Here is a 13,710-nt window from a genome sequence, read left to right as displayed (position 1 = left end):
AAAACAGCGAAAAGCACCCCTAGAAGAGGTGTTTCTCGCTGTTTTTTTCTCGCTATTTATAATGTCATTTTTGGTTAACTAAGATTTTCTGCTAAAGATTCTAGTGCAGCTATATCAGATAAGATATAGCCTTTTTTGTCGCGCTCGATCCATTTCTCTTCGCGAAAGTTATTGATGGTTCGTAAAAGATGGCGATAGCTGACATTTAGAATAGCCGCGCAAGTAGTCAGTTGGAAAGAAAAGCGCTCATTTTCTTGATTTGCCAACATAAATTTTGCCAATCGGGCTTCTACTGGTGTGTTCAAAGCGTTTGCCAAGTTGATACCGGCATTTAAGCGATAACTAAGCAATTGACACACTGTTTGCAAAAACCGAACATCTTGCTGTAATGTGGTGCGATACCGGTTGAGTGGAACACAGACACATATACAGGTAGAAGCAGCTTTGACACTACTTTTGGGAATCAACTCCCAAAGCGAAGACGCTTCACCCAATGGGGATGCTGGTTGTGCATAATCGATACAGATCGTTTGGGTGTCGGAGGAAAAAGAGTAGACCATCACTGTCCCTTCAACTAAAAAATAAAGGTAGTCTGATGGGGTTTCTGCATAGATCAAATGTTCTTCTTTATCAAATTTTTGCAGAGAAGCCATTGACAGCAGATCACTATCCATGTACCCCTGCAGGTCAAAGGTGTCAATGTATTCTGCTAAGCGTTGACTATCATGAATGATTTTCATCAAAAGCGCCTCCCACATGATTTCTCTAAGTATAACGTAGAATTCCGATTGACTCAACACGAACGATAAAAAAAATAATATGTAAATTGTATGTAAAAATAAGGTAAAATAGGACATATGTCACTTCATTTTATATAAAAAATTGCTATGATTTACAGGTAACACAGGGTAAACCATTAGGAGGAAAAAATGATGCTTATTAAAAAGATGACCAAAGGGATCGTGGCAATGAGTTTGGCTTTGCTATTGACTGGCTGCAGTAGTGGGAGCAGTGATCAAAGTCCTGAAAAAGATAAATTGGTGGTTCAGTTTGTACCTACCAACAATGATGGTACGATGGAAGCCAAAGCCAAGCCATTTGCTGAATATTTATCTAAACAATTAGACCGTGATGTCGAGGTGACGTTAGCTACAGATTATTCAACGATCGTTGAAGCGATGGCATCGGGACAAGTGGATCTAGGTATCATGCCGCCTGCGGCCTATGTGCAAGCCAAAGACATGGACGCAGCTGAAGCGATTTTGACTTCTCAATTAGGCGAATATGATCAAGAAACTGGCTTACCGATCGAAGGAGAGAAAACCAATACCTTCAAAGGTGAAATTTTGGTTCGTGCGGATAGCGGCCTAAATGAACTGACAGATTTGAAAGGGAAAAAAATAGCCACATTGAGTCCAAACTCAGCAAGTGGGTACATTTATCCAGTCGCAGAAATGAAAGATGCAGGGATCGATCCAACAACAGAAGCGACGCTAACGACAGTCAATGACATTCCTAGCGAAATCACAGCCGTCCTGAACGGGCAGATGGATGCCGCATTTGTTTTTGAAGGAGCCCGCAATGTATTTGCGTCAAGTTTTGCCGACAATGATCTGTTTTCTGAATTGAAAGTATTGTATTTGACTGAAGGGGACATCCCAAATGATGCCATCGCTGTTCAGCCAACAATGGATGATGCATTGAAATCTGAAATCAAAGAAGTTTTTCTGCATATGGCGGATGATGAAGAAGGTGCTGAAGCAATGGCATTGTGGGGACATCAAGGCTATGAAGAAGCGGCTGATTCAGCGTATGATACCATTCGTGACTATACCAAAAAGGCTGCAGAATAAAATCATAAGGTAGTCCCTCGTTAGGGGTCTGCCTTTACATAGATGGAGAATAAAGATGATAACATTTGATCATGTATCAAAAACCTATCCAAATGGCGTACAAGGATTAACAGATATCAATTTGACGATCGGACAAGGGGAGTTCGTAGCAATCATTGGCCTAAGCGGCGCCGGCAAAAGCACGCTGCTTCGTTCAATCAACAAACTAGTCCCAATTACAGAAGGGGATATTCGGGTCAATGAACAATCAGTGACGAAAGCAAATAAGAAAGAGTTGCGGTTGATTCGGCGACAGATTGGCTTGATATCGCAGCAGTTCAATTTGGTCAAACGCAGTACTGTGCAGAAAAATGTCTTATCCGGCAGATTAGGCTACTACAGCACATGGAGAAGTATTTTAGGCCTTTTTACAAAGGAAGATTATCAACAGACGCAGACCGCCCTGGCATCTGTCGGCCTGTCAGATAAACTGCAAACCCGCAGTGATCAGCTTAGTGGTGGTCAACAGCAACGGGTACTGATTGCCCGGGCTTTAGTACAGCAAGCCCCTATTATTTTGGCCGACGAGCCCGTGGCTTCCCTTGACCCCATCACAACTGAAAAAGTGATGCACGACTTGCAGCAGATCAATCAAACTATGGCAAAAACGATCGTGATCAATCTGCACTCTGTACCATTGGCCAGAACCTATGCAACCAGAGTGATTGCCTTGAAAGCTGGGAAAATTGTTTTTGATGGTTCGCCGGAAGTTTTGACAGATGAACGTTTGGAACAAATATATGGCAAAGCTATTTTTGAAGAAAGTGGGGGAGATCTTTGAAGCTAAGAGATACAGTTCACTTTCATTTATATAAGCATCTCTTGCTTCTGATCTTTTTATTGTTGTGCTTTCAAAGTAGTGTTTGGATCACGGGTGCTGATTTTACAAAAATTTGGACAAACAGCAATCAAATGACGGCATTTTTTGCGCGGTTTTTACATCCAGATGTGCGCTATATACCTAAGCTGCTCCTTCCTTTGCTGAAGACATTGCAAATGTCCTTTCTCGGTACCATCATTGGTGTAGCAATGGCATTGCCCTTTAGTTTATTGGCAACAACCGTGGTCACCGAAAATCGTTGGCTTTCTATAGTGATTCGCTTCATTTTAGGGTTGATACGGACAGTACCGAATTTATTGCTGGCGGCTTTATTCGTTGCCATCGTAGGGATAGGGGAAGCGACTGGGGTCTTGACCATCGCAGTCTTCACATTTGGGATGGTCTCTCAATTGATGTTTCAAGCAATCGAAACGATCGACCAGGCGCCGATTGAAGCAGCTGCTGCAGTAGGCGCCAACAAATGGCAAATCACTATTTACGCGATTTTGCCGCAAGTGATGGGACAATTTGCCAGCTACACTTTTTATGCTTTTGAAGTGAATGTACGGGCTTCAACCGTTCTGGGATATGTAGGTGCTGGAGGGATTGGTGTGATTTTGAATGCATCACTGGCATTAATGAATTACGAACGGGTGTCGATCATCATTATACTGATTTTAATGACGGTTGCTGTAGTCGATTTTTGCAGTGAACGAGTCAGGAGGGCGTTTCTATGATGGTGAAAGATATAAAAAAAATGACATGGGTCTGGTGCAGTATTTTTATGGCGTTCGTTCTGCTTGCGTTGTTGACACTAGATTACTCTAGCCTAAGTACTTTTTCGCTTACCATGGGGCAGGAAGTGATCAGAGGCTTGAGCAAACCAGACTGGTCATTCTTTTATGATGGCAGCGGAGAAGATTTGTTTAGTTTGTTACTACTGACATTGGCGATTGCTTGCTTGGGCACGATGATTGCTGCAGTTTTGGCGATACCCATCACGTTGATCAGCGCGGCCAATCTTTGGCAAAGTGCCCCGTGGGTCGCTAAAATTGGTAAAATGATCTGCAATGTGTTGCGTGCCTTTCCAGAGTTGGTGTATGCCATTATTTTCGTGAAGGTTGTAGGCCCAGGACCTTTTGCAGGTGTCATGGCGATCGGTGTTCATCAAATCGGGATGTTGGGTAAACTTTTCACTGAAGAGATGGAAGCGATGAACGATCATTTGATAGAGGAAGCACAAGCAGTAGGGGCCAATTTTTGGCAAACCATGTTTTTTGTTCGGGTACCTTATCTCGCACCAATCTATAGTTCCTTTGCTCTGAATCACTTTGAGATCGCAGTGCGAAGCGCAGCGACCTTGGGATTAGTAGGTGCCGGCGGGATTGGGGCGCCGTTGATTTTTGCCATTCAAACACGCACGTGGAGCAAGGTGAGCATCATCTTGCTGGGTGTTGTCGTCACCGTTTTTTTACTGGATCAATTGACCGGTATCATTAGAAAGAAATTGAGATGATCGTATGAATATATTACACGTTTCAGACATCCATTATCGTCAGCAGTATGCAGCTCAAACCGAAGGCTATCAAGGGATGCTTGGCCGGATGCAAAGCCCGATGATTCCATTGACCACTTGTATCGAACGTGCGAAAGAAAAAAACACAATAGATTTGCTCATTGTTAGTGGAGACTTAACTGAAGATGGTTCTCCAGAAGATTACGCTTATCTCAAGCAGAATCTTCGTGATATGCTAGGCGAGATCCCAATACTTGTTACGTTGGGGAATCATGATATCAAGGCCAATTTCAGACAAGGCTGGTGTCAATCGGCAAGTGAGTCATCGCCATACAATCAAGTGTTTGATGCAGGGGATTTTCGGATTATTTGCTTCGATAATTCTTGTCATGGTTTTGCGGATGGCGTTGTAGATGAAAGGCAATTTTTATGGTTAGAAGAGATCTTAGGGGAAGAGGATGGAAAACCAGTTCTTTTTGTGACCCATCACCATCTTCTTAAAGCGCAAGCCAGTACATCAGCTTGGCCAGGTGCAGATCGTTTGCTCGATTTATTAGGAAACAAAGATATTTGTGCTATATTATGTGGACATACGCATCATGCTTATACAGGTACGGTTAGAGGGATACCCTATTTTACGGTTGCAAGTATGTCGTTTGTCGGAGAAGATGAAGGGAACGGCATCGTCCGCTTTGAAGAACGATATGGGTATAATTTATACACGATTACAGCCGGAAAACTGACCTACCATTCAGCAGAAAATTTCCGGCCCAACCATGTATTGATGCGTCTTGATATGCGACAGTAAAAAAGAAGGCAAAGTTCGTTCTAAAGATACTGGAACGGACTTTGCCTTCTTTAGTTTGTGTTGCCAATATTATCGAATGAGTAAATCAGTGTCGTAAAGAAAACCGTTTTCCTCACTCAATGTTTTATAGAAATAGCCGCTTTTTTTGATGGTTCTTGTTTGTGTCTCTAAGTCTAATGATACAAGACCGTAACGATTTTTGTATGAATTTATCCAGGACCAACAATCAATAAATGTCCACAAATGATACCCTTTAATGTTGCAACCATCTTGGATTGCTTGCCAAAGATATGCTAAGTGATCTTGGATGAAGGAAATCCGATAATCATCGATCACTTGTCCGTTCTCATCCATAAACCTTTCTTCATCTGCTACCCCCATACCATTTTCTGAGATAAAAGCTTCGATATTGCCATAATTGTTCTTTATATCAAGACACAAATCATACATCCCTTTTTCATAAATTTCCCAACCGCGGTATTCATTCATTCGTCTCCCAGGCATAATATGATGCTCGAAAAACCAGTCAGGTAGGAAAGGCCCATCTGGGTTGATGGCAGTTAAGCGTGCTTTAACTCGGCGAGGTTCGTAATAATTCAGACCTAAAATTTGTGCTGTATTCTCTTTGATAGTAGCTAGATCTGACTCTTGGTAGTCAGCCGGCATTTGTTCATATGATTTTAAAAGAGTAATCAGTTTTTCGGGAAATACGCCTTTAACCATTGGATCTAAGAAACTTCGAGTATAGAATAAATCTGCAATTTCTGCAGCGCGAACATCCGCTGAATTTTGACTTCTAGGAAAAGTTGGACTCAGATTAAGAATTACACCTATTTTGCTTGTCAAATCATATTTTTTGAATGCTTCTATTGCTTTTGCATGAGCCAGAATTGTAAAGAATGCTGCTTGTGCACCTCTTTTGAAATCAATCATATTAGGATAATGAAAATCTTCCAAATAAGAACCTAAGATTGGACCTAAAGGCTCATTGAATGTGAACCAATGGTACACTAAGTCACCAAAATATTGAAAGCAAGTATCCGCAAAGTGAACATAGGCGTCTACAACTTCTCTGGATTCCCAGCCACCTTGGTCTTGTAGTTTCGCGGGCATATCAAAATGATAGAGATTTGCGAATACTTTGATACCATTATTGTTCATCTCAGTAAATAAATCACGGTAGAATGCGATGGCTTTTTTATTTGGTTCTCCAACGCCATCATTTGGAAACATCCGCGCCCATGAAATTGAAACACGAAATGAATTGTGCCCGGTTTGTTTCATTAGTTGAATATCTTCATGATAGCGATGAATGTGATCGGTAGTCGTATCAGGACCGATTCTTTTATAAAACCGATTGGGCTGTTCGTGAAACCATCGTTCCCATACGGTTTCTGCTTTTCCGGTTTCACCTCGTCCCTCAGCTTGTTCAGCAGACCAAGCAGATCCCCACCAAAAATCTTTTGGAAAGACTAATTGTTTTTTTGTCATATCTTTTCCCTCCACTCAATGACTTTATTTTAACACCGCTTTCACTTTAAAGTAAATACTTTTATATAAAAATATATATCTTTTTTTATGGTGTATATTTTTAGTAGCATAAACTAATGTCTTTATGATAAAGTAGGGTTATGATTGTTTGGTGAAAGGAAGTTTTGAAATGAAGAAACAGCCCAAATATATGGAAGTCTATACAGATATCAAGAAAAAAATTGCTAAAGGGACATATCCAATAGGTGAGAAACTACCACCAGGTGATATTTTAGCGAAAAATTATCATACAAGTAAATTAACGGTCAAGAAGGGGATCGATATGCTCGTATCAGAAGGACTTCTGCGTACAAGAAGTGGGTATGGTACTGAAGTATTGCGCACACCAATCGATAATTCAAAAGTATTCGGTCCGAATGAAGGACTGTTTGACTTGGTAGGAGAAGAGCATGTTACGTCGAAGATACATACATTTTCCATTGAACTACCAAAAAATGAAGTCGCTACCATTTTGGAAATCAATCCAAATGAATATGTCTATAATATTATTCGAAGTCGCTTTATTGATGGTGATCCGTACTCAATCGAACAAACCTTTATGCCTCTTTCAGTTATTCCTGGATTGGAGCCGAAGCATTTGGAACGCTCAGTTTATGGGTATATCACAGATGAATTAGGATTAGAAATTAAATCTTCCCATATTTGGATCAAAGGCGATGTTGCGAGTACATTTGATGCAGAAGTTTTATCCATTGATCCAGGTTCTTTTATGATTGAAGTAGACAAAGTGGTTTCATTATCTTCTGGTTTGCCATTTGAATACTCATTGTCTCGCCATTTATATCAAGATTTTATTTTTGAAGCAGTATTTGTAGAGAAATAAAAACCAACGTAGAAGTTGGTTTTTATTTTTTTATTTATACAAAGATATATAATTTTATATAAAGGTATTTACTTTATTGAAAGGCTGATGTATTATCATGTCATAAGCAATCGCTTACAGCGAAATAGAGGGAGATGGATTGTATTATGAGTAAAAAAGATGCTATTTTTGAAAAATTTGGTATCATTGCGACGAAGTTGGGGAATCAAATACATTTGCGTACACTGCGTGATGCATTTGCAACTTTTATGCCATTTATGATGTTGGCGGGGTTTGTCACATTGATTAATTATGTGATTTTAGAACCCACAGGTTTTATGGGGAAAATCATTGATCCGGCAACGTTAACAACAATTCAAGAAATAGGAACATCAATAAGCAATGGGACATTGAGTATCACGACATTGCTAGTTGTGGCAGCGGTATCATATCATATGTGCGTCAGTAGAAATTATACCAATCAAATCGCTGCGGTATTAGTAGCTATTTCAACATTTGTTGTATTAACACCTATGATGACATTCTTTACACCTGAGGGAAGTCAACAAGCTTTTGAAGTTAGCGGGGTAATACCCGTTACACATACCGGTGCTTCAGGTATGTTTGTGGGGATTTTTGTTGGACTAGCAGCTACAGAATTATTTATCAAACTTTCAAATAACCAAAAACTGCAGATTCAGTTATCGGGTAACATCCCACCAGCAGTGTTGAAATCATTCAATGTGTTGATACCCATTATGATAACAGTCACTACTTTTGCCATTGGTTCTTTTGCAATCAATCAACTATTTCATATGGACGTTAATACGGTCATTACTACTGTAATCACAGGGCCTTTGAGTAAAGTGACGACAGGGTTGCCAGGATTCTTACTCATCACATCGATTGCCAATTTATTTTTTGGCTTTGGCATTCATCAAGCGGTTATTTCTGGCTCACTATTAGATCCGTTTTTATTACAAAATATGCAAGAAAATATGGCTGCTTATGCCAACAAAGAGGAAATACCACATATTATCAATATGGCGTTTAAAGACACTTTTGCAGTGATGGGTGGTTCGGGGAATACGATTGCTTTGCTGATTGCTATATTTATCTTTAGTCGTCGAAAAGATTACAAAGATTTTGCGAAACTTTCCGTAACACCTGCGATATTTAATATTAGTGAACCGATCATTTTTGGATTGCCGATTGTATTCAATATTAGCTTGATTATTCCTTTTGTATTGGCACCAATTTTTTCTTTAACTGTTGCCTATTTTGCCACCGCTGTTGGTTTGATTAACCATGTCGTAGTTCAGATTCCTTGGACTACGCCACCTGTGATCTCCGGATTTTTAGCTACAGGAGGCGACTGGCGTGCCGCAGCATTGCAGATCGCGATTATAGCAGTCAGCGTGTTCATCTATCTGCCTTTCTTGCGTATCGATGAAAAAGTAACATCAAACATGAGTAAAAAAAGTAGTTGATTAAAAGTTTTGATTTGAAAATCACATTTTTTGCAGTGCGTGTTTAGGCCAATATTAATGTGAAACGATCGAACACAAAAAAAGTACAACCACTTCAGAGTGGCTGTACTTTTTTATAATTATAAAGGGATAACTATTCAGCAGAAGAATCAGTTGCACTTTCGCTAGTTGCAGTTGAATCATCAGTTGAATCAGTTGCTGCGTCACTGTCTGTACTATCAGTTTCAGAAGAGTCTGTAGCATCAGTTGCGGAAGAGTCAGTTGTAGAATCTTCTGTATCGGCAGCTGTGATGTAATCAGAAAGCAGATCAGCAAGATCAGAATCTTTCATTTTGACATTGGCAGCTTGTAATTCTGTACCAATCGTTGAAGCAACAAATGTGGAATCATTTAACAATGTGTTTTGAGCGATTTCAGTCAATTCATCATTGAATTTGTCCATGTCATTGCCTTTATCTTGGTTTTTCACCATTTTGACAATATAGTAGCTTGTTGTATAAGTTGATGTATCCGTTGCTGAAATGACATCTGAGATTTCGCCATCTTTTAATGCAAAAGCAGCTGTTTGTACTTCAGTCGGTACATCTGTTGAAGTAGAATCAAATTTGATCGTCCCGCCATCTTCAGCAGTTGCTGTATCAGTTGATTTATCTTTTGCAATCTCACCAAAATCAGCGTCATCTTTATTCACTTCATCTAAAACATCATTTGCATCATCTTCACTTGCTACTTTGATGATTTGTGCTTCTACTTCAGGATGGAAAGAATCCCAAGCAGTTTTCAAATCGTCATCCGTGATATCCATGTTGGCTTTCAAACCTTCTTGTAAAGACAATTGTTGTCTAATTTGTTCACGGTAGGTTTTAGTTGTGTAACCAGCAGATTCTAATGCGGATTCAAAGGTATCACTGCCGCCATATTGATCAGCAGTCGTATTGAATTGTTCATCAACCATATCATCGGTCACTTTGTCGCCATATTTTTCATCGAATACTTTTAAGACGATCAATTGACGAATCAAACTTTGGTTCGTTGAATCTGTTTTTGCTTCATCGTAAAAATCTTGAACGGTGATCGTACCACCTTTCATTGTTGCAATTTCTTCACTGGAACTGCCACAAGCAGCTAATGCAAAAAGGCTCATTGCACTGACAGCGGCTAAAATCAATTTTTTCTTCATTCTAGTAAGCACTCCTATTTCGTCAAAATTCTAAATAATCACAAATCCTACTATACCACTTCTATAAAAGGTTGGAAAGAAAACCGTAGATGTTTCAAACAAAATTCATAAAAACTACAATGTTTCTTAGGAGACTACTCTTCATCGGCGGGCTTAGCTTGGATCGTTGTGACATGCTGATTGAGTTGCTCAAGCTGGGTTTTGATCCGCTCGATCCGTGGTTGAGCTTGAAATTTAAACGATTCTAGATCCTTCGCGAAAGATTCTGTCACTACTGGGATCGTTTCGTCTATGGTTTTACGAGTGACCATCACAGCATCTTTTAAATGTTTGACACTATCATTGAATTCAAGGGTTGCTTCCGTGGTTTCATCCAAATAACGGATCATCTGTTCGCGGGTTTCTTGCCCGCTTTTAGGTGCAAACAAAAGCCCACCTAAACCGCCGGCTAATGAACCGAAGAACAAGCCTTTAATGAATTGACCAATCATCTAACGCACCTGCTTTCTGATTTTATCTGCGATATCTGCTAATTTTTCAGTCGTATAGTCTGCTGTATGGTCGCCGAAATGCATTGAGAAATCGTCTTCTTTGCTATACCGAGGAATCAAGTGGATATGGGAATGAAAGACAGATTGATAAGCCAGGGCTTTATTATTATTGACGATATTCAACCCCTCGATCGCAGGAAATGCGTCTTCGATGGCTTGAGCGATTTTCGGGATACGGGCAAACACATCCGCTGCTAACGCATCATCAAAGTCAAAGATGTCCATGACATGTTTTTTAGGGATCACAAGGGTGTGGCCGGGTGTAACTTGAGAAATATCCAAAAAAGCATATACGACATCATCTTCATATACTGTATGACTAGGAATCTCCTTTTGACTGATTTTACAAAAAATACAATTGTCCATTGCAAGAACCTCCTTTATCTATTCATCTTACTTTACCATATTTGCTTGCATTTCGTCAGATTTCATTCATAAATCACAATGGCAAAACTGTTCTATCAAAGAACAGCAAAGTTTGATTTGAAAAAATAATAAAACTTCTCGAGAAACGCTTGCATTTCAATTCTGACAACCCTAGACTTAATCTTAATGAACCGGAAAGTGGGATTATATGAAACCAATTATAAAAAAAACGCTGCAACAAAAGAAAACCTTTCCCGAAAAAGCACGCTACCTGGCATATGCCTACAAAGAATGGCTGATTGCAGGCATCCTGATCATCGCTGTCGGCGGCTCGCTGATTTATTCAGTGACCAGGCCGAAAGAGGAGGTTGTCACAGCCGCCGTTGTTTCAGAAAGCGCATTGGATCAAGATACGCAAAGTGGGCTGACAACTGCGGTCAGCCAGTGGGCGAAGGCGCAGGATATCGATGAAGACACGCTGACGATCAATTTTGTCTCCTACGATGAACCAGCAGCTGTTCAAGCGTTCACTACACGTTTAGCGGCGGGTGCCATTCAGATCGTGGTCTATCCGGCTGCAGAATCTCAGACTTGGCAAGATCGTTTTGGCAGTCAAGACTTGGCAGTAGAAACGCTATCTCTTGGAGAAGAAGACTATAGTTTGCAAATCACCAACCGCTTTGATTAGTTGATGGACTACTGGTGCATACGCCAAGGCATGGTATAATTGGCAAAACGGAGGAAAAAAGAATGACATTACAAGTAGCAAATGTGACGGGCGGCTATCATCAGCTGCCAGTATTGAAAAATATCGATTTTACGATCGAAAATGGTGAATTGGTCGGATTGATTGGGCTAAATGGTGCAGGGAAAAGTACCACGATCAAAGAGATCATCGGTCTTTTGCAACCCCATAGCGGCAAGATCACCATTGATGGATTGACGTTAAAAGAAAATCCGGAGGCCTACCGCAAAAAAATCGGGTATATCCCAGAAACCCCTTCTTTATATGAAGAACTTACGTTGCGAGAACACATTGAGATCACGGCTATGGCCTACGGATTGCCTCAAGACGAAGCAATGTCCCGAGCGGAACGGTTACTCAAAACATTTCGATTGGAAAACAAACTGGATTGGTTCCCAGCCAATTTTTCTAAAGGGATGAAGCAAAAGGTGATGGTTCTTTGTGCTTTTTTGATAGAACCAAGTGTCTATATCATTGACGAGCCATTTTTGGGGTTAGACCCATTGGCAATCAATGCTTTATTAGAGTTGATGAATGAAATGAAACAGTCTGGTGCGGCGATTTTGATGTCGACCCATATTTTAGCTACTGCAGAAAAATATTGTGATAAATTCATTTTGCTGCATAATGGCGAGATTCATGCCCAAGGCACATTGGCGCAATTACAAGCGGAATTTAAAACACCTGACGCATCACTGGATGATCTGTACCTAGCGTTGACAAAGGAGCAATAACTATGACTGATTTCTTTTCTCAACGATTGCAGCGCCACCAAAAACATATGATGCGTTATTTACGCTATGTGTTCAATGATCATTTCGCTTTGATTTGTACGTTTTTAGTTGGTGGATTGGGGTTGTATTATTCTGAACTGTTAAAAACATTGCCTCAACCGTTTAGGATCGGTGGCTGGATCGTTTTATTGTTGTGGATAAGTGCTTTGTCCTTTGGTCGTCTAGCAACCTTAACGAAACCAGCGGACTTGATTTTTTTATTAGCGAAAGAAAGTCAAATGGCTGCATATCTGAACCGGGCTGTGCGCTACTCTATGTGGTTGCCTTTTGGTGTGCTTTTTCTGATCGTCGGGGCTTCGATGCCATTGGTGGTGGTTTCTGTTGACATGCCTTTCTCTTCCTTTCCTCTATATGTTCTCCTGATGTGGTTGTTGAAAATCAGTGATTTAATGATCCAGCGGCTGCGGTTGTATCAAGATACGACCGTCCAAAGCAAGCGTCAACGATTGATCTGGTTGTTGGCGGTCATTGCTTCCATCAGTTGCAGTTTGTGGCTCACGCCTTGGTTAGGCCTATTATTGGCGGTCGTACAAGCACTTTGGTTTGTCTTCTTCTTAAAAGCGCCCAAGCATTTGCTGGCGTGGGATCAGATGATCCAAGTGGAACAAACTAGGTTGCATCGAATCTATCGTTTTATCAATCTGTTTACAGATGTACCGCAAATCACAGCACAAGCCAAACGTAGAAAATATCTGGATTGGACCTTGAATTGGGTATCTAAAGACCACAAGAATACCTATCTTTATCTTTATCTGCGACGCTTGGTTCGGGGAAGTCAATACGGTGGACTGTATGTTCGTCTCTCATTGATTGCCGGTTTGATTCTTTGTTTTGTACAAGAAACGTGGCTTAGTTTACTGATTGGCTGTTTGTTTATTTACTTGATAGGCTTTCAGTTGATTCCATTGACCAATGAGTTTCAATATATGGTCTTGACGCACTTGTATCCGGTACAAACAGAACAAAAAGTTGGTGCGATGAAAAAAGTTTTGGCACTGCTGTTATTTTTCGCAGCGTTGATTTTTGCAGTGATTGGCGGCTTTACGCTGACATCACTCAGTCAATGGGGATTAACTGCTGGCGGTTACTTCATTTTTACCGGAGGATTTTTGAAAATCTACTTGCCAAATCGCCTCAAAAAAATGAATCCATGAAATAGATTGTTTTTCTCAAAAAAAGCGAACGCATATGCGCT

15 protein-coding genes are annotated in these 13,710 nt (G+C 40.5%); 10 read left to right on the top strand and 5 right to left on the bottom strand.

Features of this window, described 5'->3' with window-relative positions; all coding sequences use genetic code 11:
• Positions 1-74: 74 nt before the first annotated feature.
• On the bottom strand, positions 75-740 hold the full coding sequence (locus tag AEQ18_RS04940) for a cyclic nucleotide-binding domain-containing protein (RefSeq protein ID WP_054115249.1): 666 nt from the start codon (positions 738-740) through the stop codon (positions 75-77).
• A 192-nt stretch (positions 741-932) separates the two neighbouring features.
• Between AEQ18_RS04940 and AEQ18_RS04935 the strand changes: the two genes are divergently transcribed.
• The 5 genes from AEQ18_RS04935 to AEQ18_RS04915 are packed head-to-tail and all read left to right on the top strand — an operon-like array spanning position 933 to position 5,036.
• The gene (locus AEQ18_RS04935; protein ID WP_054115248.1) at positions 933-1,853 is read left to right on the top strand and encodes a phosphate/phosphite/phosphonate ABC transporter substrate-binding protein; all 921 of its coding nucleotides are present in this window, start codon (positions 933-935) and stop codon (positions 1,851-1,853) included.
• 55 nt (positions 1,854-1,908) lie between these two features.
• A complete protein-coding gene (phnC, locus tag AEQ18_RS04930; RefSeq protein ID WP_054115247.1) occupies positions 1,909-2,673 on the top strand; it encodes a phosphonate ABC transporter ATP-binding protein in 765 nt (254 codons plus the stop codon).
• A complete protein-coding gene (phnE, locus tag AEQ18_RS04925; protein ID WP_054115246.1) occupies positions 2,670-3,449 on the top strand; it encodes a phosphonate ABC transporter, permease protein PhnE in 780 nt (259 codons plus the stop codon). Before phnC ends, phnE (AEQ18_RS04925) begins: the two co-directional genes overlap by 4 nt.
• A 20-nt stretch (positions 3,450-3,469) precedes the next feature.
• Positions 3,470-4,228: a phosphonate ABC transporter, permease protein PhnE gene (gene phnE / locus AEQ18_RS04920; protein WP_442855690.1), complete on the top strand. Its 759-nt coding sequence runs from the start codon at positions 3,470-3,472 to the stop codon at positions 4,226-4,228.
• Between the two features lie 4 nt (positions 4,229-4,232).
• On the top strand, positions 4,233-5,036 hold the full coding sequence (locus tag AEQ18_RS04915; protein WP_054115244.1) for a metallophosphoesterase family protein: 804 nt from the start codon (positions 4,233-4,235) through the stop codon (positions 5,034-5,036).
• A gap of 69 nt (positions 5,037-5,105) precedes the next feature.
• Here the strand turns inward: AEQ18_RS04915 and AEQ18_RS04910 are convergent, their stop codons facing one another.
• Positions 5,106-6,527: a glycoside hydrolase family 1 protein gene (locus tag AEQ18_RS04910; RefSeq protein ID WP_054115243.1), complete on the bottom strand. Its 1,422-nt coding sequence runs from the start codon at positions 6,525-6,527 to the stop codon at positions 5,106-5,108.
• A 169-nt stretch (positions 6,528-6,696) separates the two neighbouring features.
• Here AEQ18_RS04910 and AEQ18_RS04905 point away from each other — a divergent pair, with 169 nt between their 5' ends.
• Complete coding sequence (locus tag AEQ18_RS04905) at positions 6,697-7,410, top strand: GntR family transcriptional regulator (RefSeq protein ID WP_054115242.1); 714 nt, start codon at positions 6,697-6,699, stop codon at positions 7,408-7,410.
• A 146-nt stretch (positions 7,411-7,556) separates the two neighbouring features.
• Positions 7,557-8,879: a PTS sugar transporter subunit IIC gene (locus AEQ18_RS04900; protein ID WP_054115241.1), complete on the top strand. Its 1,323-nt coding sequence runs from the start codon at positions 7,557-7,559 to the stop codon at positions 8,877-8,879.
• A 133-nt stretch (positions 8,880-9,012) separates the two neighbouring features.
• On the opposite strand, the gene AEQ18_RS04895 is transcribed toward AEQ18_RS04900, so the two are convergent.
• The 3 genes from AEQ18_RS04895 to AEQ18_RS04885 all read right to left on the bottom strand — a co-directional run bounded on the left by AEQ18_RS04895 (position 9,013) and on the right by AEQ18_RS04885 (position 10,976).
• Positions 9,013-10,059: a peptidylprolyl isomerase gene (locus AEQ18_RS04895; RefSeq protein WP_054115240.1), complete on the bottom strand. Its 1,047-nt coding sequence runs from the start codon at positions 10,057-10,059 to the stop codon at positions 9,013-9,015.
• A gap of 134 nt (positions 10,060-10,193) precedes the next feature.
• Positions 10,194-10,550: a YtxH domain-containing protein gene (locus AEQ18_RS04890; RefSeq protein WP_054115239.1), complete on the bottom strand. Its 357-nt coding sequence runs from the start codon at positions 10,548-10,550 to the stop codon at positions 10,194-10,196.
• Complete coding sequence (locus AEQ18_RS04885) at positions 10,551-10,976, bottom strand: HIT family protein (protein ID WP_054115238.1); 426 nt, start codon at positions 10,974-10,976, stop codon at positions 10,551-10,553.
• Between the two features lie 208 nt (positions 10,977-11,184).
• On the opposite strand from AEQ18_RS04885, the gene AEQ18_RS04880 reads away from it, so the two are divergent.
• From AEQ18_RS04880 to AEQ18_RS04870, 3 genes are all read left to right on the top strand, one after another.
• Positions 11,185-11,664 (top strand): hypothetical protein, encoded by a 480-nt coding sequence (locus tag AEQ18_RS04880; RefSeq protein ID WP_054115237.1) that lies wholly within the window; start codon positions 11,185-11,187, stop codon positions 11,662-11,664.
• Between the two features lie 62 nt (positions 11,665-11,726).
• On the top strand, positions 11,727-12,455 hold the full coding sequence (locus tag AEQ18_RS04875; protein ID WP_054115236.1) for an ABC transporter ATP-binding protein: 729 nt from the start codon (positions 11,727-11,729) through the stop codon (positions 12,453-12,455).
• Between the two features lie 2 nt (positions 12,456-12,457).
• Complete coding sequence (locus AEQ18_RS04870; protein WP_054115235.1) at positions 12,458-13,669, top strand: ABC transporter permease; 1,212 nt, start codon at positions 12,458-12,460, stop codon at positions 13,667-13,669.
• The last annotated feature ends 41 nt before the right edge of the window (positions 13,670-13,710 follow it).

It is taken from the genome of Enterococcus sp. RIT-PI-f (assembly GCF_001297065.1).
Lineage (GTDB): Bacteria > Bacillota > Bacilli > Lactobacillales > Enterococcaceae > Enterococcus_D.
The sequence above is the reverse complement of the archived record's forward strand: the minus strand, read 5'-3'. Positions and strand labels throughout refer to the sequence as shown.